This window comes from Novosphingobium organovorum (genome assembly GCF_022832435.1).
Classification (GTDB): Bacteria; Pseudomonadota; Alphaproteobacteria; order Sphingomonadales; family Sphingomonadaceae; genus Novosphingobium; species Novosphingobium organovorum.
On record NZ_JALHLF010000003.1, the window covers coordinates 1 to 22,306 of the forward strand.

The window sequence follows — 22,306 nt, forward strand, 5'->3', positions numbered from 1 at the left end:
CGCCGCGCCGGCACCCGCCGCGCCTGCCGGTGCAAGCGGTGAGCGTATCGCCGCCTCGCCGCTCGCGCGCCGTCTCGCCGCCGGCAAGGGCATCGACCTTGCCAGCGTCACGGGCTCGGGCCCCAAGGGCCGCATCGTCAAGGCCGATATTGAATCGTTCCAGCCGGGTACGGCCCCCGTGGCCGCTCCGGCTGCGGCGGCCCCCGCGTCTGCGCCTGTCGCCGCTTCGGCCGGTGCCGCTGCGATCCTCGATGCGCGCGTGCCGCACACCATCGAGACGCTTTCGGGCATGCGCAAGACCATCGCCAAGCGCCTCACGCAGTCCAAGCAGGAAGCGCCGCATATCTACCTGTCGGTCGACGTCCAGCTCGATGCGCTCATGGCGCTGCGCGTGCAGGTCAACGAGACGCTCGCCAAGCGCGGGCTCAAGGTCTCGGTCAACGACATGCTGGTCAAGGCGCTCGGCCTCGCGCTGATCGAAGTGCCCGAGTGCAACGTCTCGTTCGCCGGAACCGAACTCATCAAGTATGAACGCGCGGACATTTCGGTTGCGGTGTCGATCCCGGGTGGCCTGATCACCCCGATCGTGCCCGATGCGAACAACAAGTCCTTCTCGCAGATCGCCACGATGACCAAGGACCTGGGCAAGCGCGCCAAGGAAGGCAAGCTCAAGCCCGAGGAATACCAGGGTGGTACGGCCTCGATCTCGAACATGGGCATGATGGGCATCAAGTCCTTCTCGGCGGTGGTAAACCCGCCGCAGGGCATGATCCTGGCGATCGGTGCGGGCCAGAAGCAGCCCTGGGTCATGGAAGATGGCTCGCTCGGCGTTGCGACCGTGATGAGCGCGACCGGCAGCTTCGACCACCGCGCGATCGACGGTGCCGACGGCGCGCGCCTGATGGCCGCGTTCAAGGAACTGGTCGAGAACCCGCTGGGGATGATCGCCTGAGATGACCACAGGGTCGGTGGAGCGCGGTGCGGGTGACCTGGTCATTCGCGTCACCGCGATGCCCACCGACCTCAACCCCTACGGCGGCGTCTTCGGGGGCTGGCTCATGGCCCAACTGGCGCTGGGTGCGGCTTCGCTGGTGACCCGGCGCACGCGGCTCAAGGCGGTCGTCGTGGGGGCCACGGATTTCGCCTTTCCGGACACGATGCAGGTCGGCGACGAACTCAACGTGTTCGCCGAGGTGCAACGGATCGGGCGCACTTCGATGACCGTGCGCACGCGGGGCTTCGGGCGCGCGCGGGCTGGCGAGACACAGCGCGAAGTCGCCAACGGGACATTCACGTTCGTGGTGCTGGGAGACGATGATCGCCCTTGCCGCATCGTGGACGGGACAAAGGAGAGTGCGGGTGACAGAGGATAATCGCGAGCCGACCATTCGCGTGTCGGCGATGCCGGCGGACACCAACGCCTATGGCGATATTTTCGGTGGCTGGCTGGTCAGCCAGATGGACATGGCGGCCGGTCTCATCGCAGCGCGCTTCTCGCGCGGGCGTGCGGTAACGATCGCCATGGATTCCATGCAGTTCCACAAGCCGGTCAGCATCGGTGACGAAGTGACCGTCTATGGTGAAATCAAGAGGGTGGGGCGCACGTCGATGACCATCGCGGTCGAGGCCTGGCGCCGCCATCGTTACGAAGAAGAGCGGGTGAAAGTGACCCAGGCGGTCTTCACCTTCGTCGCCATCGACGACGAGGGCAGGCCCCGCGCAATCGAACAGGAGAGTTAAGACAGTGGCAGCTTCCTACGACGTCATCGTCCTCGGTTCCGGTCCGGGCGGCTATGTTGCGGCGATCCGCAGCGCGCAGCTCGGCCTCAAGACCGCCATTGTCGAGCGCGAGCTGCTCGGCGGCATTTGCCTCAACTGGGGCTGCATTCCGACCAAGGCGCTGCTGCGCTCGTCGGAAATCTTCCACCAGATGAAGCACGCCAAGAACTACGGTCTGGCTGCCGACAACATCACTGCCGACCTCGACGCCATCGTCAAGCGTTCGCGCGGGGTTGCCAAGCAGCTCAACCAGGGTGTCACCCACCTGATGAAGAAGAACAAGATCGAGGTCCACATGGGCACCGGTACGCTTCTGGGTGGCGGCAAGCTTGAAGTTGCGGGCGAGAAGGGCAAGGAAACCCTCACCGCCAAGCACATCATCGTCGCCACCGGCGCGCGGGCCCGCGAACTGCCGTTCGCTCCGGTCGACGGCAAGCGCGTGTGGACCTACCGCCACGCGATGACCCCGACCGAGATGCCGACCAAGCTGCTGGTCATGGGCTCGGGCGCGATCGGTGTCGAGTTCGCGAGCTTCTACAACGATATGGGCGTGGACGTGACGATCGTCGAGATGCTCGACCGGATCATGCCGGTGGAGGACAAGGACGTCTCCGCGTTCATGAGCAAGGCGCTCACCAAGCAGGGCATGAAGATCCTCACCGAAGCGGCGGTGCAGGAGGTCAAGGCCAGCGCGAAGGACGTCAAGGTCACGATCAAGGCCAAGGACGGCTCGGTCAGCACCGAAAGCTACAGCCATGTCATCTCGGCGGTGGGCATCGTTCCCAACACCGAGAACGTCGGGCTCGAGAAGGTCGGCGCCAAGATGGACCGCGGCTTCATCCAGATCGACGATTTCGGCCGCACGGGCGTGGCGGGTTTGTGGGCGATCGGCGACTGCACGCCCGGACCCTGGCTGGCGCACAAGGCGAGCCACGAAGGCGTCACCACCGCTGAGGCGATCGCCAAGGAACTGGGCAACAAGGACGTCCACCCCCACGGCCTCGATCGTGCCAACATTCCGGGCTGCACTTACTGCCACCCGCAGGTTGCCTCGGTCGGGCTGACCGAAGCCAAGGCCAAGGAAGCGGGCTACACCGTCAAGGCGGGGACCTTCCCGTTCATCGGCAACGGCAAGGCGATCGCGCTGGGTGAGCCCGAGGGCTTCGTGAAGACCGTGTTCGACGCCAAGACCGGCGAACTGCTCGGTGCACACATGGTCGGCGCGGAAGTGACCGAGATGATCCAGGGCTTCGTGGTGGGCAAGACGCTCGAGACGACCGAGGCCGAACTGATGCAGACGGTCTTCCCGCACCCCACGATCTCGGAAGCGATGCACGAATCGGTGCTCGCCGCTTACGGGCGCGCGCTGCACATCTGACCGGTCTTGGGTTCTATCCCAGGCAGTGAAAGGGCGGGCCTTGCGGTCCGCCCTTTTGCGTTTGCGGGCACGCGCTTCACCGCCTGCGCCCCCCCGATGGCCGGTTCAGTTAGCCAGAGCGTAGGCGACCGAGATCTGGACGCTGGTGGTGATCGGTGCGGGGCGCAGCGCGATGGCCACGGCCGGAGGCGCTGGCGGCGCGGGCGGGGGCGGGGCCGCGCGGGCCGGCTCGATCATGGGCCTTTTCACCTCGCGGTAGTTGGCATCCTGGATGCGCAGCACCGGGCCGAGCTTCGCCCCTGTGCCTTGCGCAATCAGGTCCGCCTGCTCATGCGCATCGCCAAGGGCCTTGCGCATGGCCTCGCGCTGCGCAGCGCTGGTGTCCGAAAGCTCGAAGCGCACGATGCGCGGGTTGAGCCCTTCGTGCCGCCCGATCAACCCGGTCAGCGTGCCCGCCTGATCGACCCGGTCCGTGCGCAGCGTCATCGCCAGATCGGCGACATAGCCCTGGATGGCGCAGGCGTCCGTCGAGAGCCGGGCTGGTCCGTAGGTGGTGAGCGTACACTTCTCTCCGCGGACCGCCCGGATCGAAAGGTCTCCCGTGTGCAGGTCGGGCTTGGCCTTGAGAAAGCGGGCCAGCGCGCCCTCGATCGCGGTCGCGCGTTGCTGGAGGTGGGTCAGCGCGGCGTCCGAGGTCTGCCCCTCGCCGTGGAGGGTATACGTCACGATTGCGAGGTCGGGCGGCGTCTCGACGCTACCCCTGGCCGAAACCAGGATGCGCGCGGAGGGTTCGTCCTGTGGCGTGTCACGGGCCTGCGCCGCCGCAGCAACGGAAAGGCCCACCGCGCCCGCCAAAGCCATGCTCACCATGGTTCGCTGCATCGTCTTCCCCTTGTGTTCCGCCAGGGTGTGGCGGCATCAGGCAGTCTTGCGAAGACGCGCCGCGATGGCAAGGGCGCGTTCATTACGCTGTTGGCCTGCGGCGAGAGGACGCCCGATGGTGAAAGGGCTCAGACGCACGCCTGGCGCGCGATATGTTCGAACACCGCGACATGGAGCGGTTCGGCGAATTCGCAGCCGATGGCACCGTCGCGCTGCCAGCATATCCGCGCGCTCAGCAGGTGCATTCCGGGGATGCGGATGCGCAGCGGCACTTCGCGCCGCGCCTCGGGCATGGCGGCAATGCGAAAGCCGCCGACCGAAAGATCCTCCAGCTGCACGCGCTTCCACGGTCGCGTGCCCTGACGCACTTCGCATAGCAGCGCGACATCGGCGCGTGGCATCCGCATCGTCTGCGCCGGATGGGCTGGGGCGTCCCCCGTCGCGAATGGAGCGGTGTCGAATGGGGGGCGATAGGGCAAGGGGCTCTCCGCTTTGCGCGAAGAGCCCCTTGCGATCAAACATCTTGCCGCCCGGTTAGGGCGATCCTGCGTAGAGTGTCTCAGCCTGCGGGGAAGGCGCAAAAAGCGGGGTGGACCACGTCTGGCCCACCCCGTTTTTTCCGCTCGTGTGCAAGCCAGCGGCCTAGCGGAAGCTCTTCGACAGGATGACCAGCGTGGGATCGCCTTCGAAGGCTTCGGGGACAAAGCCCTTTTCGCGTTCGAGTTCGATCGCGGCGTGGTTGTCGCGGCTTTCAATCGAGATCGCCCGGCGGCATCCCCGCTCCTGCGCCTGCTTGGCCAGGAAATCGAGCATGGCCCAGCCGATGCCCTTGTTGCGATAAGCGCTGCTCACCGAAATCGCGATCTCGCCGGTGTCGAGCGGACCGTCGCAGGCGAGCAGGCCCGAGGCGACGAGTTCGCCGGTCCCGGTCGCGAAGCCGAGCCAGGATTCGGTACGAAAATGATCGGCCTGGACCATCGGCGCGAGCTGGGCCTGGCTGACGTGTTCCGCCGCGGCCAGGAAGCGGAAGCGGCGGTCTTCCTCGCTCACGCGATCGAAGAAGGCAGCCAGCAGAGCCTCGTCGGCCTCGCTGGCGGGGCGTACGTCCAGTTCGATACCCGAACGGGTGGGAAGGGTCACGGTGGTCGAAAGGGTCATCGTGGGTACTCCGATGGGAGAAGGAATTGACAGGGGGCTTAAAACAGCGGGCCCCGCCGCGCCTTGATTGAGATCAGGCGGGCGGGGAGCATTTCGAAAGATCATCCAGGTGGCGGGGCGCTCATGCGTCGATGTTCCGGCGGAAGGTTTCGGGCAGGAAGAACACGCCCACGAGCACGGTCACCAGCGCCACCACGACAGGATACCACAAGCCGTAGTAGATATCGCCCGTCGCCGCGACCATGGCGAAAGCGGTGGTCGGCAGGAAGCCACCAAACCAGCCGTTGCCCAGGTGATAGGGCAGTGACATCGAGGTGTAGCGGATGCGGGTCGGGAACAGTTCGACCAGCATTGCGGCGATCGGCCCGTAGACCATCGTTACCAGCACCACGAGGTAGAACAGCACCGCGACCACGGTCACGGTGTCCATCTGCTCGGGATCGGCGGCGGCGGGATAGCCCGCATCGGCAAGGGCGGACTTGATGCTCTGCTGGTAGGCGGTGATGGCCGCCGCGCGCGCCTCGCCCGAGACTTCGGCCGGGTTGGGCGCGACGAGCGCAACCCCGCCGATCGATACCGAGGCGATCGTGCCTGCGGGCGCGGCCCGGTTGGTGTAGTTGATGCCGTTCCTGGCGAGAAAGGCCTTGGCGATGTCGCAGCTGGTGGTGTCGAAGGTGTTCTTGCCGATCGGGTCGAACTGGAACGAGCACTCGCCCGCGTTGGCGCTCACCACGACCGGAGCGGTCTGGCCCGCGCGGGCAAGCGCCGGATTGGCCGCTTCGGCAAGCGTGTGGAAGGCCGGAAAATAGGTCACAGCGCCCAGCAGGCAGCCGCCCAGGACGATGTATTTGCGCCCGATCTTGTCCGACAGCCACCCGAAGAAGACGAACAGCGGGGTGCCCAGCGCCAGCGCGATGGCAATCAGGTAATTGGTCGTCGCCCCGTCCACCTTGAGTATCTTTTCAAGGTAGAACATCGCGTAGAACTGGCCCGTGTACCAGACCACCGCCTGGCCGGCGACCGCGCCGAACAGCGCGATGATGACGAACTTGAGATTGCCCCAGGTCCCGAACGCCTCGGTCAGCGGCGCCTTGGAAGTCGTGCCTTCCTCCTTCATCTTCTGGTAGACCGGGCTTTCGTTGAGCTGGAGGCGGATCCACATCGAGACCGCCAGGAGGATCGCCGAGAGCAGGAACGGCACGCGCCAGCCCCAGCCCGCGAAGCTGTCCTCGCCCATGCCGGTGCGCACGCCCAGCACCACCAGCAGCGCGGCGAACAGACCGAAGGTCGCGGTGATCTGGATGAAGCTGGTGTAGAGCCCGCGCCGGTTGTGCGGGGCGTGTTCGGCGACATAAGTCGCCGCACCGCCGTATTCGCCGCCCAGCGCCAGCCCCTGCACGATGCGCAGCGCCACCAGGATGATCGGCGAGGCGATGCCGATGCTGTCATAGCCCGGCAGCAGGCCCACGGTGAAGGTGGACAGGCCCATCAGGCCCATCGTCACCAGGAAGGTATACTTGCGCCCGACCAGATCGCCCAGTCGCCCGAACACCAGCGCCCCGAACGGGCGCACCGCGAAGCCTGCGGCGAACGCGCCCAGCGCCAGAATGAAACCCGTGGTCTCGTTCACGCCCGAAAAGAAGACTTTCGAGATGAAACTGGCGAGCAGGCCATAAAGATAGAAGTCATACCACTCGAACACCGTCCCCAGCGAGGAGGCGGTGATGACCAGCTTTTCGTTCCCGGTCGCCTTGTGGTGTTTGGGCAGCTCGTCGTACGGTTCGTAAGTCGTTGCCATTGCGCACTCTCCCAATGTGCCCCGTGCGACGTGCGCGCGCGCGGGGTGTTTTGAACGTTCCTATCAGAAGCTGTACCGCGCGGCGAATTCGAGGCGGTCGAGCGCGCCGTCATCGCCGTTGACGAGCTGGCGCGTGCCGTGGCGGATCTCGACCCCGAGATCGACGCTGGGCACGGGCGAGTAGAACAGGTTGGCCGCCACGCTCCAGGCCTGCCTGTTGTACGTGCCGATCATCGCTTCGGAGAGCGCGTCGGCGTAGAACACGCGCTGGTAGCTCGCCATCACGTTCGTGCGCAGCGTCCCGCCGAGCGGGACCTTCACGGCGAGCAGCCCGGCCAGCACGTCGACATCTTCGAGCCGGTTGGTCGCCGCGACGTAAACCGCATCGGGCGCGAAATTGAGCCCGATGTAGCGGCTCGCGTTGTGCCCGTAGGTGACCATGGCGCGCAGGTCCGCCGAGCGGGCGGGGTTGAGGAAGAGCTTGCCGCCCGCGCTCACGCCCCATCCAAAGGCCGTGTCGCCAAGCCCGGCATCGTCCACCCGCACCTGCCGGGCGAGCACCGCAAGCGACGCCTCGCCCGCCTTTCCGGCGAGCGCGAGGCGGGCGGCGAAATCGGGCAGGCGATCGTCGCCATTTTCGGTGAGCGTGGCCGAACCCGCGTTCGCGGTGCCCGATTCCGGTTCCTCGAGCGCGGCGTGCAGCGTCAGCGCGCGAGAAAGCGGCGCGCTGTAGCGTATGAGAGGCTGGCGCACGAACACCGTCCCCTCGGTCGTCCCGACGAAATCGGTGCTTTCGGGCAGCGCGCCGGTGTACTGGAAGGTTGACCAGTCCTGGCCCATGGTCACTCGTCCGAGCTTGATCCAGGCGCGGCGCAGCGCGAGGTTGTAGCCGTTGGTGGTGCGCTGCGAGCCTTGCGATCCCGGCGAGGTCTGAAAGTCGACCTCGATGTAGCTGTTGAGCGAATGGCCCGCGACGAGCGTGTCGAAGTTGAGCCACAGGCGGGTCTGCTTGGCGGTAAAATCCTCGACCCGCTGCGCCGATCCGCCACCGGTCGGGATGGTCTGGGGCAGGTAGAAATCGCGTCCCAGCGAATTGGTCGCCACTTCGCCGTCGCTGAAGCGGCTCGTGCTGGCGACCATCTTGATGAAGCCGCCGAGCCGAATGCGCGTCGCGCCGTTGCCCGCGGTAAAGCCGTCCGTTGCTGGCGGCGGACTTGCCGGCGGTGTGGGGGGCGGCGCCAACGACACCGCCGATGCCACCGCGGGGGCAGACGACGCTGGCAGGCTGGGCGGCGCAGCGCCGGGCGTCTCCTCGCGCGCAGCAGCAAGATCGGCGCGCAAGGCGGCCATTTCGCTTTCGAGCTTGGCGAGGCGCGCCTCCAACACGGCCTCGCGATCGCTTGCCTGCGCCAGGGCGACGTGCGGGACGACAAGCCCGCTCGCGGCCAGAAGGGCGCAGGACAAACGCCGTTGGTTCGACATTTTCCCTCTCCTAATGTCGTCCCGACCAGCTCCATTCTCTTGGGCCGAACCAATGGAACGGCCCCTTGGGATTGTCCCGGGACACGCCTATATTCGAAGAGCGTTCCGCCGCGCACTATCCCGACCATCGGCGCAGGCATTCGACCATTGTCTAATGTCGTGACGCCGCGCGGGATGTGTTAGGACCCGTCCAAACCCGGGTTAACCGGAGCGCAACACACCGGAGAGGAGTTTACTGATGGTCGAGGCCCTTTATCCCGTCCCCGCAGACTGGGCCCAGAACGCGCTGATCGACGAGACGCGCTATCAGGAAAAGTACGCCCGTTCGATCGACGATCCCGAAGGCTTCTGGGCCGAGGAAGCGCAGCGGATCGACTGGATCAAGCCGTTCAGCGTGGTCAAGCAGACCAGTTTCGATGAGGCCGACTTCGGCATCTCCTGGTTCACTGACGGCACGCTCAACCTCTCGGCCAACGCGCTCGACCGGCATCTTGCGACGCGCGGCGATCAGGTCGCGATCCTGTTCGAGCCTGACGATCCAACTACTGGCGAGCGCCGCATCACCTACCGTGATCTGCACGCGCAGGTCTGCCGCTTCGCCAACCTGCTCAAGGCACGCGGGGTCAGGAAAGGCGATCGGGTGACGATCTACCTGCCGATGGTGCCCGAAGCGGCGGTGGCGATGCTCGCCTGCGCGCGGATCGGCGCGATTCACTCGATCGTCTTTGCCGGTTTCTCGCCCGATGCGCTCGCCGGACGCATCACAGACTGCGACAGCTCGATCGTGCTCACCGCCGACCAGGGGCTGCGCGGCGGCAAGCGCGTGCCGCTCAAGGCCAATGTCGACGAGGCGCTCAAGGACTGCCCTGGTGTCGGTACCGTCATCGTGCTCGCCCACACCGGCGCGGACGTGCCGATGGTCGAAGGGCGCGACATCGACTGGGCCGCGGGCGTTGCCGGGCAGAGCGCGGACTGCGAGCCGGTCGAAATGGCGGCCGAGGACCCGCTCTTCATTCTCTATACCTCGGGCTCGACCGGCAAGCCCAAGGGCGTGCTGCACACCACGGGCGGTTACAGCGTCTGGGCCTCGATGACCCACGAATACGTGTTCGATTACCGTCCGGGGCAGATCTACTGGTGCGCTGCCGACATCGGCTGGGTGACGGGCCATTCCTACGTCGTTTACGGCCCGCTGATGAACGGCGCGACGACCGTGATGTTCGAAGGCGTGCCCAGCTATCCCGATGCGAGCCGCTTCTGGCAGATCGTCGACAAGTTCGAGGTCGAGATCTTCTACGGCGCGCCGACCGCGCTGCGCGCGCTGATGCGCGAGGGCGATGATTTCGTGAAGGCGACGAGCCGCAAGAGCCTGCGGCTGCTCGGCTCGGTGGGCGAGCCGATCAATCCCGAAGCCTGGTCCTGGTACTACAACGTGGTGGGCGAGGGGCGCTGTCCGATCGTCGACACCTGGTGGCAGACCGAGACCGGCGGCGTGATGATCACCCCGCTGCCCGGTGCCACCGCGCTCAAGCCCGGTTCGGCGTCCAAGCCGATGTTCGGGGTGAAGCCCATGCTGCTCGACGGCGAGGGCAAGGAAATTACCGGAGCGGGCGAGGGCTGCCTCGTCGTTGCCGGCAGCTGGCCCGGACAGATGCGCACCGTGTGGGGCGATCACGAGCGCTTCTTCCAGACCTATTTCAGCACCTTCAAGGGTTTCTACTTCACCGGCGATGGATGCCGCCGCGACGAGGACGGCTATTACTGGATCACCGGCCGGATCGATGACGTCATCAACGTCTCGGGCCACCGCATGGGCACGGCCGAGATCGAAAGCGCGCTGGTCGCGCACCACAAGGTCGCCGAGGCAGCGGTGGTCGGCATGCCGCACGAGATCAAGGGGCAGGGCATCTACGCCTTCGTCACCACCAACGTGGGGGTCGAGGCCGACGAGGACCTGCGCCGCGAGCTGGTCAAGTGGGTGCGCCACGAGATTGGCCCGATTGCCACGCCCGACGTCATCCAGTTTGCACCGGGACTGCCCAAGACGCGCTCGGGCAAGATCATGCGCCGCATCCTGCGCAAGATCGGCGAGAACGACTTTTCCAACCTCGGCGATACCTCGACGTTGGCCGACCCCTCGGTGGTCGACAACCTCATCGCCAATCGCCCGCAGCCCGCGACGGCCTGAAGCCAAGCTGCTAAACCCGGAGGATGACTCGCAGCATCCTCATCGCCGATGACCACCCGCTCTTCCGCCAGGCGCTTGCCCTCGCGGTCGGGCAGGTGGCGCCCGACGCGACCGTGCTCGAGGCCGGGACGCTTGTCGCCGCCTCGGGGATGGTGGCCGAGCGCGGCGATCTCGCGCTCATCCTGCTCGACTTGAAGATGCCCGGAGCGGTGGGCTTCTCGGGCATCGCGCTGCTCCACGCCGAGCGGCCCGACGTGCCCATCCTCGTCGTTTCGAGCGCGGAAGGCGACCACGCGGCCGACGAGGCCCGCGCCTTCGGGGCGCGGGGCTTCCTGCGCAAGGACGCCGATCTGGCTGTAATCGAAGACGCGATTTCCGCTGCGCTCGCCGGACGCACTCCCGCCACGCGGCGAAGCGTGTCCTCGAGTGATGGCGCGTCCGATCTCGACCCGATCCGCGAACGCGTCGCCGATCTGACACCCACGCAGCTCAAGGTGCTGCTCGCCGTGCTCGACGGTCAACTCAACAAGCAGATCGCGCATAGCCTCGGCATCAGCGAGGCGACCGTGAAGGCGCACATGACCGCGATCATGCGCAAGCTCGACGTCAGCAACCGCACCCAGGCCGCGCTCGTCGCGCGCTCGCTAGGATTGCATCTCAGACACTGAGATCGAAGCCAGAAAGCGCTCGATCGCCTCGGGCGGGACCGGCTTGGCGTAGATGCGCACACCCAGCGCCTCGGCGCTCTGGCGGACCTCGCCCTGTGGCTCTGCGGTCAGGATCGCGGCGGCTAGCCCCGGCCGCCGCGCGCGCAGCGCCTCGATGAGAGCGAGGCCGGTTTCGCCATGGTCGAGCCGGTAGTCGGCCAGCACCGCATCCGCCGTATCGGCCACCGCCAGCGCCTCGGCCGTGGTGCGCACGCCGATGGCGCGGTGTCCGAGCTGTTCGACCAGCGCACCCGTCGCCTCGACGATGCGCTGGTCGTTATCGACCACAAGGACCGTCAGGCGATGCGTCCGGGAAGCCGGAGCGGCGGGCAGCTCGACCGCCGCCGCGCTGGGAGCCCGCGTCGCGTGCGCGCGAAGCAGCAGGCTGAACCGGCTGCCGCGTCCCTGGTTCGAGGACACCTCCAGCCGCCCGTCCAGCAGGCGCACGATCCGTTCGACCAGCGCGAGGCCGAGCCCGAGACCTTCCGCCTCAATGGTGCCGAGCCGGGTGAACTCGCCGAAGATGGTCTCGGCCTCCTCGGGCGCGAAACCGACACCGGTGTCGACAACGTCGACACGCAGCCAGCCGCCGCGCCGCCGCACGCCCAGCACCACGCCGCCCTTGCGGGTATAGCGCAAGGCGTTCGACAGGAAATTCTGCATGACCGACCGCAACAGGCCAGGGTCGGTCTCGACCGTGCCGAGCAGCGATCCGATGGTCAGCCGCAAGCCCTTGGCCTCGGCGCTCGGCCGGAAGCTCTCGGCCAGATCCTTGAGAAACGGTGCGAGGTCGAGCACTTGCGGCTCGGGGACGATCCCGCCCGCATCGATGCGCGAGATGTCGAGCAGGGCGCGCAGCAATTCCTCTGCCGCGACGATGGCGTTGTCGACACGGGTGACGAGGCCGAGCGCTTCGGGTGTGGCCTTGCGGCCCAGTGCGGCGGTGAACAGGCGCGCGGCGTGGAGGGGCTGGAGCAGGTCGTGGCTGGCCGCGGCCAGGAAGCGCGTCTTGTCGCGCGTGGCCCGCGCCAGCTGCTGGTTCGCCTCGCGCAGTTCGCGGGTGCGATCCTCGACCCGCTGCTCGAGTTCGGCCAGCGTGCGGCCCAGTTCGTCGCGCACGGCTGCTTCCTCGGTCACGTCGGTGAAGGACATGACGTAGCCGCCGCCCGGCATCGGGCCGCCCACGGTCTTGATGACGCGCCCGTCGTCGCGGCGGCGTTCGAAACTGTGGGGCTGGCGCGCGCGCAAGTGGTCGAGCCGGCGCGCGATGCTGGTCTCGACGTCATCGCCGCCAAAGTCGCCGCGCAGCGCGTTGTGGCGGATCAGCGCCTCGATCGGCATTCCCGCATGGACCAGGCCGGGCGGGTACTTGAGGATCTCCTCATAGCGTGAGTTCCACGCGATGAGGTTGAGTTCGGCGTCGACCACGCTGATCCCGGCGTCGATGTTCTCGAACGTGGCGGCGAGCAACTGGCGCGAAAAGCGCAGCGACTGGCCCCCTTCGTCGAGCAGACGGGTCACGTCGGCAAGGTCCATCTGTCCACTCGCCAGCGCCGAGGCGACGAGCGTACGGGCCGAGGAGGCACCGACCACTTGCGCGATCCGTGCCTGAGCGCGAGTGGCGGCGCGCCGATCCACCGGCAACCCGTGGAGTTCTTCGGGAAACTCGCCCCGCGCTGCGTCCTGGCCAACGAAACTGGCAAGGAAACGCTCAAGTTCTCCCAGGTTCGTCACCCGTCGCGACCCGCCAAGACGCCGCGGCGCGTTGGGCGCGGGCATCGTGCGCGCGGCGACGAGGGCGTGGACCGCAAGGTTGAGCCCCAGGCTCCACAGCACGCCATGGACAAAGGGGCCGGCGGCGCCGATGCCGAGCAGATGAACCGGGTCGAGCTGGGTATGCGCCAGGGCGGCGAGCCAGGGCGCGGGCAGGATCGGGGGCAGGGCCAGCGTGTAGGCCCAGGCGATGAGCCCCACCGTCAGGCTCGCTCGGGCGGCCACCGGATCGCGGTCGCGCCCCAGCGTCGCCAGGATCAGGTGCGGGGTGAACTGGGCCATCGCGGCAAAGGCCACGAGCCCCATCGAGGCAAGCGATTGCTGCCCGCTCACCAGCAGGGCAAAGGCAAGCGCGAGCGCCATGATCCCGGCGATCGACAGGCGACGCGTGAACAGCAAGCGCCGTCCGATCGTGCCCGAGCGCGACCGTTCGGGCGCACCGATCACGGCCCGCGCGAACAGGTCGTTCGAGACCATCGTGGCAAGCGCCGTCGTATCGACGATGGCCATCGAGGCCGCAGCGCCGATCCCGCCGAGCAGGGCAGCGGCCAGCGCCAGGTTCGACCCTGCCCAGTCGGGCAGGCTCAGAACGTAGAGATCGGGCGGCGTGGCGTCGGGCAGCAGCGCACGCCCGGCCAGCGCGATAGGCACGATGAGCAGCGCCATCGCGCCCAGATACGCGGCGAGACCGAGCCGCGCGCGGCTCATGTCTTCCTCGTCGAAGGCTTCGACCAGCCCCATGTAGAACTGTCGCGGCAGCGCGATAATGGCGAACGTGGAGACGAGCAACGTGGCGAGCACGTCGAACGAGAGGTGCTGCGGGGCAAAAGTCTGCGCCACCGCGTGAAGGCCATGCGCGATGCGTTCGTTATCGCTGGTGACGAGCAGCACACAGGCCAGCACGGCGACGATGGCCATCGCCGCGAGCTTGATCAGCGAATCAAGTCCGACGGCGTAGAGCAAGCCTTCGCTGCGCCCCGCCAGTTCGAACCGGCGCGCACCGAACAGCACCGCGAAAAGTGTCAGCAAGCCCGCCGAGACGATCATCGCCGGGGTTGCGATGGTGCTTCCCGAAACGATGGTCAAGGCGCTGCCGATCGAGCGCAGCTGGAGCGCGAGATAGGGGATCGTGCCCAGCAGCGCGATCAATGTGACGAGCCGGGCGACTCCGGCGTCGTGCCCGAAACGCGCGGCGATGAAGTCCGATACGGTGGTGGCCCGCTCGTGCGCGACCGCTTGTCCCAGACGCTGGAGAAAGCGCGGGGCAAGCACCAGCAGCAGGATCGGCCCCAGATAGATCGGCAGGAACGACCAGCCCGCGCGCACGGCCGTCCCGGTCGAACCGTAGAACGTCCAGCTGGTGCAATAGACGCCGAGCGCAAGGGTATAGGCGCGGCGGCGCAGCCGCGAATTCTGCCGCCGCCGGTGGCCGGTCCGCTCGACCAGTGCGGCCACCACGAAGAGCAGCCCCACCAGTGTGAGCGCGGCGAGGATCGACATCGGCAGGCTCATCGCGGGACACCCTCGCGTTCACGCCTCATGGGCCACCTTGCGTGCCACTCTGCCCCTTCCTCTCCTGTCCCTTGCACCGCGACCCTAGCTGCGTGCGAGGCGTCTGTCATGCCCGCAGACATCGGGCTGGCTATACTCATGGATAGTTCCGCGCGCCCATCGCGAAAGGGCGCCTAAGCGCTGGCACGGGCCCGATGCGAACAGGGGTCGTTCGAAAGCTTTTCGAATCGATCGAAAAGATGGGATGAAATTATCCCTCTGAACAGAAAGGCTCGACCCACGCAAAAGGGGGGCATCGGCCTGTCCCGGCCTTGCCATTCGATGAAAGGACTTTTCCCATGCCCACCGTCACCACCACCGATGGCGTCGATATCTTCTACAAGGATTGGGGGGCGAAGGATGCCCAGCCGATCGTGTTTCACCATGGCTGGCCGCTGTCGTCGGACGATTGGGACACGCAGATGCTGTTCTTCCTTGCCAAGGGATACCGCGTCGTCGCGCATGATCGCCGGGGCCACGGCCGCTCGGCGCAAGTGAGCGAAGGCCACGACATGGACCACTACGCGGCCGATGCCGCGGCGGTCATGGAACACCTCGATCTCAGGAACGCGGTCCACATCGGTCACTCGACCGGCGGCGGCGAAGTTGCCGCTTATGTCGCGCGTTACGGCATCCCGCAGGGCCGTGTCGCCAAGGCCGTGCTGGTGAGCGCGGTGCCGCCGATCATGCTCAAGACTGAGGCCTATCCCGGCGGCCTGCCGATCGACGTCTTCGATGGCCTGCGCGCAGGTCTTGCCGCCAACCGCGCGCAGTTCTTCCGCGACGTGGCGGCAGGCCCGTTCTACGGCTTCAACCGGGACGGCGTGGCCCCCATCGAAGGCGTGATCCAGAACTGGTGGCGCCAGGGCATGATGGGCAGCGCCAAGGCCCATTACGAGGGCATCAAGGCCTTCTCCGAGACCGACCAGACCCAGGACCTCAAGGCCATGAGCGTGCCCACGCTGGTGCTTCATGGCGATGACGACCAGGTCGTGCCTTACACGAATGCGGGCGTGCTCCAGGCCGAGATCCTGCCGGATGCAACGCTCAGGATCTACGAGGGCTTCTCGCACGGGATGCTCACTGTCAACGCCGACGTGATCAACCCCGACCTGCTCGCCTTCATCGAGGCCTGAGCGCACGACCGGCCAGCATGGATCGCGCGCAGGCGGCGCTTGCCGCTTGTGCGCGGTCCGTGCCCGGCCTATCCTGTGCGGCGTGTCAGCGCGCCGTTCGTTCCGCGGTGTGGAATGCGCCCCTTGCAGTGCCCCCGCGCGGCAGACCTCCTGGCCTTTTGCCCCGCGCGATCACCCCAGAGGGACGTGCCCGCGCCGCCTGTTCGCCGCGTCGCCCCTGGCATGCCCGCCGTTCGTTCCCAGCTCTGCTCGCGCCGCGCCGAACGCTCCGAAGCGGGAAGAACAAAAGACTGGAGAGCCAAGATGAATGCCGAAAGTCCAAAAGGCCAATGCCCGTTCCACGCCAACCCGGTCCGCGCGCTGACCGGGCGCACCAACCGTGACTGGTGGCCCCAGCAGCTCAGCCTCGACATCCTGGCGCAAGGCGGCAAGGACCCAAGCCCGATGGGCGCCGGGTTCGACTACGCGCAAGCCTTCAAGACGCTCGACCTTGCCGCCGTGAAGGCCGATCTCACCGCGCTGATGACCGACAGCCAGCCCTGGTGGCCGGCCGACTACGGGCATTACGGGCCCTTCTTCATCCGCATGGCCTGGCACTCGGCCGGGACCTATCGTTCGGGCGACGGGCGCGGCGGGGCAGGGGCGGGCCAGCAGCGTTTCGCGCCGCTCAATTCCTGGCCCGACAACGGCAATCTCGACAAGGCACGCCGCCTGCTCTGGCCGATCAAGGCCAAGTACGGCGCCGCGCTCAGCTGGGCGGACCTGATGATCCTCGCGGGCAATGTCGCGATCGAGAGCATGGGCGGGCCGATCTTCGGCTTTGGCGGCGGGCGCGAGGATGTCTACGCGCCCGAGACTGACGTTTACTGGGGCACCGAGGAACAGTGGGTCGGACAGGGTGCCGAAACACGCATCCAGCCCGACAAGCAGATGGATCTCGAAAATCCGCTTGCCGCGATCCAGATGGGCCTCATCTACGTCAATCCCGAAGGACCGGGCGGCAACAGCGATCCGGTCGGCTCGGCGCGCGATGTGCGCGAGACCTTCGCGCGCATGGGCATGAACGATGAGGAGACCGTGGCGCTGACCGCAGGCGGCCACACCTTCGGCAAGACCCACGGCGGCGGTGATGCCGCGCTGGTCGGCGCCGAGCCCGAAGGTGCGGACATCGCGCAAATGGGCCTTGGCTGGGTTTCGACGGCCGGCAGCGGCATGGGCGACGACACGATTACCTCGGGCCTCGAAGGCTCGTGGACGCCCACGCCGATCACGTGGGACATGAGCTACTTCGACATGCTGCTCGACCACGAGTACGAGATCGTCACCAGTCCGGCGGGCGCGCACCAGTGGCAGCCGGTGGGCAACCCGGCCGACACGCAGGCCCCCGGCGCGCACAGCCCCGAGCGGCGCGTGCCAACGATGATGACCACCGCCGACATGGCGATGAAGGTCGATCCCGAATACCGCCGGATCATGGAGGATTACCGCGCGAACCCCGGCAAGTTCGCCGATGCCTTTGCGCGCGCGTGGTTCAAGCTCACCCACCGCGACATGGGCCCCAAGGCGCGCTATCTCGGCCCCGACGTGCCTGCCGAGGACCTGCTGTGGCAGGACCCGCTGCCCGCACCGCGCTTCGCGCCGCTGGGCGATGCGGATGTCGCGACGCTCAAGGGCATGATCGCGGCGAGCGGGCTGTCGGTCGCGGATCTGGTGGGCACCGCCTGGGCCTCGGCCTCGACCCACCGCGTGACCGACCATCGCGGCGGCGCCAACGGCGCGCGCATCCGGCTGGCCCCGCAAAAGGACTGGGCCGTCAACGCGCCAACCGAACTTGCCCGCGTGCTGGCGGTCTATGAAGGCATCCAGGCCGGGTTTGGCGACGTCTCGATCGCCGACCTCATCGTGCTGGGCGGCGGCGTGGGCATCGAACTGGCGGCCAGGGCAGCCGGGCGCGACCTCGAGGTGCCCTTCACGCCGGGGCGGGTGGATGCCAGCCCCGAGCAGACCGATGCCGAAAACTTCGCCTGGCTCGAGCCCAGGGTGGATGGGTTCCGCAACTACCTTGGTGCCAACTATCCCGTCCCGGTCGATGAGCTTCTGGTCGACAAGGCGCAGCTCCTCGGACTGTCCGCACCCGAAATGACGGTGCTGATCGGGGCCTTGCGCGTCCTGGGTGTCAACCACAAGGGCGATGCCCGCGGGGTGTTGACCGAACGTCCGGGCGCGCTCACCACCGACTTTTTCGTCAACCTGCTCGACATGGGGACCGCCTGGACCCGCGATGAGACCTCCGAGGCCGAAACCTATCTCGGCCACGATCGCGCCAGTGGCGCGCCCAAGTGGACCGCGAGCCGCGTCGACCTGGTGTTCGGCTCGAACGCCCAGCTCCGGGCGCTGTGCGAAGTCTACGCCTCGAGCGACGGCGAAGACCGCTTCCTTGCCGATTTCCTCGAAGTCTGGACCAAGGTCATGAACGCGGATCGTTACGATCTGGCGTAAGGATCGGACACCAAGGGGCGTGCCCCTTGCGTCCGACAGGGCAAACCGCACGCTTTCGCCACCGCAAGGTGGCGAAAGCGTGCGGTTTTCCGTGGGCGCCGTAAAGGGCGCTGCCTTGCGCAAGTCGAGCCTGTTTCCGGTTGCCTTAAACAGCGCTAAAATGCGCACGATCTGGCGGAAGCGGTGGGATTCGAACCCACGAACGAGTTACCCCGTCGCTAGTTTTCAAGACTAGTGCCTTCAACCACTCGGCCACGCTTCCATACCCGATCGGGCCCGTACCGCGAGCGCGTGCGAGGGTGGTTTTGGCCCATCGCGGCGTTTTCCTGCGGCGTTGCCCTGCGCATAGACAAACCCGCCGGGAGTGCAAGCGTCTTTGCGCCCTGGGCAAACGAGGGGCCAATGGGGAGCCCGACCCGCGGCCGGGCGCAAGCGTGGCGCCGCCCCATCGGCCAGCGGGCCTGTGAATGCGGCCATCCGCAAGGCCTTGCCCTTGCACCCGGTTTGCAAGGCCGCGCGCATGTGCGAGAACCATCGGCGATGAATTTGCGATTCCATGTCCCGCTCCCCCGTTCTGTGCGTCACGCGCCGACGCTCCTGGCCGCGATGGCTGCCGTGCTGCCGCTCACCGCCATGCACGCCTGCGCGCAAGGGGAGACCTTTGGCAGTTACATGACGACCGTCGCCGCCCACGCCCGTCAGCAGGGTGTGAGCGAGGCGACAATCCGCAGCACGCTCTCGGGGCTCACGCCCAACCAGCGGGTGATCGAGCTCGACACCGCGCAGCCGGGCCGTTCGAACACGCCTCCGCCGATGTCGGGGTATCTCTCGCGCCATCTCCAGCCCTCGCTGATCGCGCGCGGACGGGCCAAGTACCAGAGCCTTGCCTCGATCCTGCCGGGCATCGAGCGGCGCTTTGGCGTTCCGGCCTCGATCCTTTTTGCAATCTGGGGACATGAGACCAATTACGGCGGCTATACCGGGGATTTCGACACCGCGCGTTCGCTGGCCACGCTGGCCTGGGAAGGGCGCCGACGCGATCTGTTCGAAGGCGAACTGATCGCGCTGATGAAGATGATCGATCGCGGGGTTCCGGCCAGCCAGATCAAGGGCAGCTGGGCGGGGGCTATCGGCAACCCCCAGTTCCTGCCCAGCGTGTACCTGCGCCTTGCCACCGATGGCGATGGCAACGGAACGACCGACATCTTCAACAGCCCGGCCGACACCATCGCGTCGATCGCGCATTACTTCCAGGACGCAGGCTGGCGGCCCGGGCAGCCCTGGGGCGTTCGCGCCAGCGTTCCCGCCGGGCTCGATCCCGATCGCTACGCCACCAAGCTCAAGGCGCCGTCGTGCGAGCGCGTTCATGCCCGCCACTCGCAGTGGAAGACGGTGGCCGAATGGCGGGCGCTGGGCGTGCAGCCGCGAGGCTACCTTGCGGACGATGTCCTCGCCTCGCTGTTCCAGCCCGACGGGCCCGGTACCAACGCCTATCTGTTAACCGGGAATTATCGAGTGATCCTGCAATACAACTGCTCGAACTATTACGCGTTGTCGGTGGGATTGCTTGCAGATGAAATTGCCCGTTAGGCCCGCTCTGGGGCTGATTACCGCGCTTGTCCTGATTTCGAATTCAGCCCCCGGCGCACTTGCGCGCGAACGCGCGAAGGACGAGCCGGCCCTGCCGCGCACCGGTCCCGCTGCCGACTATCCCGTGGTGATCGGCGATCCGTTTACCATCGATGGTACCGTGTGGACCCCGCTCGACCAGATGAACTACGATGCCGTCGGGCTGGCCAGCGTGGGGGACGCCTCGCTTGTCGGCGTGACCGGCGCGAGCAAGACGCTGCCGTTGCCAAGCTATGTCGAAGTGACCAATCTCGATACCGGGCGCACGGCCCTGGTGCGGATCGAGCGGCGTGGACCGATGGTCAATTCGCTGCTGATCGAACTTTCGCCGATGGCCGCAAGGCAACTGGGCATTTCGGGCGCGAAGGGCGCTGCCGTGCGCGTGCGCCGGGTCAATCCGCCGGAGCCCGAACGCGCTCTGCTGCGCCAGGACAAGGAAGCGCCGCTGCGCATGGACACGCCGCCGGGCCTGCTTCAGGTGCTGCGCTCCAAGCTGGCCGAACAGTCACCGCTGCTGCCTCCGCCGTCGACCCCGCCGATCCCGCCGCAGGTGACCGAGCAGATGATCGAGCAGCTCGATCACACCGCGCCGAAACCGGCCGCCACGCCGCTGCCCAAACCCCAGAGCAAGCCGCAGGCGCAGGCCAAGACGCCGGTCGCGCCCATCCCGGCGCCCGCTTCGGCACCCCTTGCCCCCAGTCCCAGGATGGAGGCCGTCACCGTGCACAAGGGCGCAGCCCCGTTGGCGCCTGTCCCGGCGCCTGCGGTCAAGCCCGCCGCTCAGCCCGCACCCAAGTCGGCCGGGCCGGGGCTCAAGAATGGCTTCGTCGTTCAGGTCGGCGCGTTTTCGGTCGAACCCAACGCGCGCGAACTGGCGGCCAAGCTGGGCGGTTTCGTCGCCCATCCGGGCAAATTCTGGCTTGTGCGGATCGGACCTTTCGCCGATCGTGCAAAAGCCGCTGCGGCGCTGGAGAAGGCGCAGCGGGCCGGGTATAGGGATGCCCGAATCCAGCATACCGATTGACGGTTCGGGCGCGTGGGCGTGGCGTTGCAGCCCCCGCGCACCGCCCGCCAGTCGCGTGTCGGCAACGGACAAGGCACCGGTCAAGGTGCTGTGGAGTAGCGGGTCTTGGTATCGTATCGTAAGTTCATGCGCGCATCGGCGGTAACGCTGGGTGCGCTGGTTTCGGTTTCATCGGGTGGCGCGCTTCTTGCCGCGCCTGCGGCAAAGACACCCGGCGCAGGCACGGTGGGCAATCCGGTCCCGCCCGCCGAAGTCGCGCCGGTTCCTGTCAGCATCCTCGTCGACCTGGGGTCCGGGCAGGTGCTCGAACAGCGTCAGCCCGACGTGCCGTTTCTGCCCGCGTCGGTGACGAAGGTGATGACCGCCTTCGTTGCCTTCGAGGAGATCGATGCGGGCCGCCTCTCGCTCCAGCGCCGGTTTCGCATGGACAAGGAAACCGAGAAGGAATGGTGGGCCAAGGGCTCGACCATGTACATCACCTCGAACGACAATCCGACGACCGAGGAACTTCTTCACGGCATCATGACCGCTTCGGGCAACGATGCGTGCATCGTTCTGGCCAAGGGGTACGCGGGCAGCGTCAAGGCCTGGACGGACAAGATGAACGCGGCGGCGCGCAGCCTGGGCATGAGCCGCAGCCACTACAACACCCCCAACGGGTGGATGGACGATGGCCAGACTTACGTTACCGCCAGCGACATGGTGAAGCTGGCCGACGCGATGATCATGCGCCACCCCACGCTCTATCACGAATTTTCGGGGGTCAAGACCTACCACTGGCGCGACGTCGCGATGCGCAGCCACGATCCGACGGTGGGCGTGGTGCCCGGCGCCGACGGCATCAAGACTGGCTATACCCACGAGGCGGGCTACAACTTTGTCGGCACCGCCATTCGCGATGGCCGCCGTCTGGTGATGGTGCTGGCCGGATCGTCGACCTTCAAGATCCGCGATGCCGCGGCGCACAAGTTGCTCGAATGGGGTTTTGCCGACTGGACGCCGCGCCACCTGTTCGACAAGGGGCAGACTATCGCCACCGCCAAGGTTCAGGGCGGGGTCGACCTTTCGGTTCCGCTCGTCGCCGATCGCGAGGTCCACGCCACGCTTCCCGCGTCGGCGCCGGGGCGCAAGGTCACGCTTTCGGTGCATTACCGTGGCCCGATCGCCGCTCCTGTCACCAAGGGTGAGCGCATCGGCGACCTTGAAATCGCGGTCGAAGGATTGTCACCGGGGCACGTCCCGCTCTACGCAGCGGCCGATGTCGGCAAGGGCGGCGCACTGGACAGGCTGCGCAACGGGCTTATCACCCTGTTTTGATGAAG

17 protein-coding genes and 1 tRNA gene are annotated in these 22,306 nt (G+C 67.0%); 11 read left to right on the forward strand and 7 right to left on the reverse strand.

From position 1 onward, the window contains the following. The 4 genes from MTR62_RS01495 to lpdA all read left to right on the forward strand — a co-directional run. On the forward strand, nucleotides 1-952 hold a 952-nt coding region (locus MTR62_RS01495; RefSeq protein WP_244016505.1), incomplete at its 5' end, for a 2-oxo acid dehydrogenase subunit E2. 1 nt (nucleotide 953) lies between these two features. Next, complete coding sequence (locus MTR62_RS01500; protein WP_244016506.1) at nucleotides 954-1,373, forward strand: acyl-CoA thioesterase; 420 nt, start codon at nucleotides 954-956, stop codon at nucleotides 1,371-1,373. 28 nt (nucleotides 1,374-1,401) lie between these two features. Further along, a complete protein-coding gene (locus MTR62_RS01505; protein ID WP_244016580.1) occupies nucleotides 1,402-1,740 on the forward strand; it encodes an acyl-CoA thioesterase in 339 nt (112 codons plus the stop codon). Between the two features lie 4 nt (nucleotides 1,741-1,744). Beyond that, nucleotides 1,745-3,157 (forward strand): dihydrolipoyl dehydrogenase, encoded by a 1,413-nt coding sequence (lpdA, locus tag MTR62_RS01510; RefSeq protein ID WP_244016507.1) that lies wholly within the window; start codon nucleotides 1,745-1,747, stop codon nucleotides 3,155-3,157. Between the two features lie 105 nt (nucleotides 3,158-3,262). Here lpdA and MTR62_RS01515 read toward each other — a convergent pair whose 3' ends face one another. The 5 genes from MTR62_RS01515 to MTR62_RS01535 form a co-directional block, all read right to left on the reverse strand. After that, nucleotides 3,263-4,039, reverse strand: a complete 777-nt coding sequence (locus tag MTR62_RS01515; RefSeq protein WP_244016508.1) for an SIMPL domain-containing protein — start codon at nucleotides 4,037-4,039, stop codon at nucleotides 3,263-3,265. 128 nt (nucleotides 4,040-4,167) lie between these two features. Beyond that, nucleotides 4,168-4,440 (reverse strand): PilZ domain-containing protein, encoded by a 273-nt coding sequence (locus MTR62_RS01520; RefSeq protein WP_244016509.1) that lies wholly within the window; start codon nucleotides 4,438-4,440, stop codon nucleotides 4,168-4,170. A gap of 241 nt (nucleotides 4,441-4,681) precedes the next feature. After that, entirely contained in the window at nucleotides 4,682-5,197 is a 516-nt protein-coding gene (locus tag MTR62_RS01525; protein WP_244016510.1) for a GNAT family N-acetyltransferase, read from the reverse strand. 121 nt (nucleotides 5,198-5,318) lie between these two features. Then, the gene (locus MTR62_RS01530; RefSeq protein ID WP_244016511.1) at nucleotides 5,319-6,995 is read right to left on the reverse strand and encodes an MFS transporter; all 1,677 of its coding nucleotides are present in this window, start codon (nucleotides 6,993-6,995) and stop codon (nucleotides 5,319-5,321) included. Nucleotides 6,996-7,058: 63 nt separating this feature from the next. Next, the gene (locus MTR62_RS01535; protein ID WP_244016512.1) at nucleotides 7,059-8,477 is read right to left on the reverse strand and encodes a DcaP family trimeric outer membrane transporter; all 1,419 of its coding nucleotides are present in this window, start codon (nucleotides 8,475-8,477) and stop codon (nucleotides 7,059-7,061) included. Between the two features lie 238 nt (nucleotides 8,478-8,715). Here MTR62_RS01535 and acs point away from each other — a divergent pair, with 238 nt between their 5' ends. Continuing rightward, nucleotides 8,716-10,665, forward strand: a complete 1,950-nt coding sequence (gene acs / locus MTR62_RS01540) for an acetate--CoA ligase (RefSeq protein WP_244016513.1) — start codon at nucleotides 8,716-8,718, stop codon at nucleotides 10,663-10,665. Nucleotides 10,666-10,688: 23 nt separating this feature from the next. Next, on the forward strand, nucleotides 10,689-11,333 hold the full coding sequence (locus MTR62_RS01545; RefSeq protein ID WP_244016514.1) for a LuxR C-terminal-related transcriptional regulator: 645 nt from the start codon (nucleotides 10,689-10,691) through the stop codon (nucleotides 11,331-11,333). On the opposite strand, the gene MTR62_RS01550 is transcribed toward MTR62_RS01545, so the two are convergent. Then, nucleotides 11,310-14,657, reverse strand: a complete 3,348-nt coding sequence (locus MTR62_RS01550; RefSeq protein WP_244016515.1) for a PAS-domain containing protein — start codon at nucleotides 14,655-14,657, stop codon at nucleotides 11,310-11,312. The genes MTR62_RS01545 and MTR62_RS01550 overlap by 24 nt on opposite strands. A 338-nt stretch (nucleotides 14,658-14,995) precedes the next feature. On the opposite strand from MTR62_RS01550, the gene MTR62_RS01555 reads away from it, so the two are divergent. Both MTR62_RS01555 and katG read left to right on the forward strand, forming a co-directional pair. Next, a complete protein-coding gene (locus MTR62_RS01555) occupies nucleotides 14,996-15,832 on the forward strand; it encodes an alpha/beta fold hydrolase (protein ID WP_244016516.1) in 837 nt (278 codons plus the stop codon). A 303-nt stretch (nucleotides 15,833-16,135) separates the two neighbouring features. Next, on the forward strand, nucleotides 16,136-18,331 hold the full coding sequence (gene katG, locus MTR62_RS01560) for a catalase/peroxidase HPI (protein WP_244016517.1): 2,196 nt from the start codon (nucleotides 16,136-16,138) through the stop codon (nucleotides 18,329-18,331). Nucleotides 18,332-18,503: 172 nt separating this feature from the next. Here the strand turns inward: katG and MTR62_RS01565 are convergent. Further along, nucleotides 18,504-18,593 (reverse strand) — tRNA-Ser (locus tag MTR62_RS01565). Between the two features lie 278 nt (nucleotides 18,594-18,871). Here MTR62_RS01565 and MTR62_RS01570 point away from each other — a divergent pair. From MTR62_RS01570 to MTR62_RS01580, 3 genes are all read left to right on the forward strand, one after another. After that, entirely contained in the window at nucleotides 18,872-19,921 is a 1,050-nt protein-coding gene (locus tag MTR62_RS01570; RefSeq protein ID WP_407672568.1) for a lytic murein transglycosylase, read from the forward strand. Beyond that, nucleotides 19,905-20,984, forward strand: coding sequence for a septal ring lytic transglycosylase RlpA family protein (locus MTR62_RS01575; RefSeq protein WP_244016518.1), 1,080 nt, complete (start codon nucleotides 19,905-19,907; stop codon nucleotides 20,982-20,984). Before MTR62_RS01570 ends, MTR62_RS01575 begins: the two co-directional genes overlap by 17 nt. 105 nt (nucleotides 20,985-21,089) lie before the next feature. Next, nucleotides 21,090-22,301 carry a D-alanyl-D-alanine carboxypeptidase family protein gene (locus MTR62_RS01580; protein ID WP_244016519.1) on the forward strand — a complete coding sequence of 404 codons (1,212 nt, stop codon included), beginning with the start codon at nucleotides 21,090-21,092 and terminating at the stop codon, nucleotides 22,299-22,301. The last annotated feature ends 5 nt before the right edge of the window (nucleotides 22,302-22,306 follow it).

Excerpts from the sequence above, each read along its gene's own strand:
- MTR62_RS01500 (WP_244016506.1), top strand. The coding sequence starts at position 954 with ATGACCACAGGGTCGGTGGAGCGCGGTGCGGGTGACCTGGTCATTCGC.
- MTR62_RS01505 (WP_244016580.1), top strand. The coding sequence starts at position 1,402 with ATGCCGGCGGACACCAACGCCTATGGCGATATTTTCGGTGGCTGGCTG.
- MTR62_RS01515 (WP_244016508.1), bottom strand. The coding sequence starts at position 4,039 with ATGCAGCGAACCATGGTGAGCATGGCTTTGGCGGGCGCGGTGGGCCTT.
- MTR62_RS01520 (WP_244016509.1), bottom strand. The coding sequence starts at position 4,440 with ATGCCACGCGCCGATGTCGCGCTGCTATGCGAAGTGCGTCAGGGCACG.
- MTR62_RS01525 (WP_244016510.1), bottom strand. The coding sequence starts at position 5,197 with ATGACCCTTTCGACCACCGTGACCCTTCCCACCCGTTCGGGTATCGAA.
- MTR62_RS01530 (WP_244016511.1), bottom strand. The coding sequence starts at position 6,995 with ATGGCAACGACTTACGAACCGTACGACGAGCTGCCCAAACACCACAAG.
- MTR62_RS01535 (WP_244016512.1), bottom strand. The coding sequence starts at position 8,477 with ATGTCGAACCAACGGCGTTTGTCCTGCGCCCTTCTGGCCGCGAGCGGG.
- acs (WP_244016513.1), top strand. The coding sequence starts at position 8,716 with ATGGTCGAGGCCCTTTATCCCGTCCCCGCAGACTGGGCCCAGAACGCG.
- MTR62_RS01545 (WP_244016514.1), top strand. The coding sequence starts at position 10,689 with ATGACTCGCAGCATCCTCATCGCCGATGACCACCCGCTCTTCCGCCAG.
- MTR62_RS01550 (WP_244016515.1), bottom strand. The coding sequence starts at position 14,657 with ATGAGCCTGCCGATGTCGATCCTCGCCGCGCTCACACTGGTGGGGCTG.
- MTR62_RS01555 (WP_244016516.1), top strand. The coding sequence starts at position 14,996 with ATGCCCACCGTCACCACCACCGATGGCGTCGATATCTTCTACAAGGAT.
- katG (WP_244016517.1), top strand. The coding sequence starts at position 16,136 with ATGAATGCCGAAAGTCCAAAAGGCCAATGCCCGTTCCACGCCAACCCG.
- MTR62_RS01570 (WP_407672568.1), top strand. The coding sequence starts at position 18,872 with ATGAATTTGCGATTCCATGTCCCGCTCCCCCGTTCTGTGCGTCACGCG.
- MTR62_RS01575 (WP_244016518.1), top strand. The coding sequence starts at position 19,905 with ATGAAATTGCCCGTTAGGCCCGCTCTGGGGCTGATTACCGCGCTTGTC.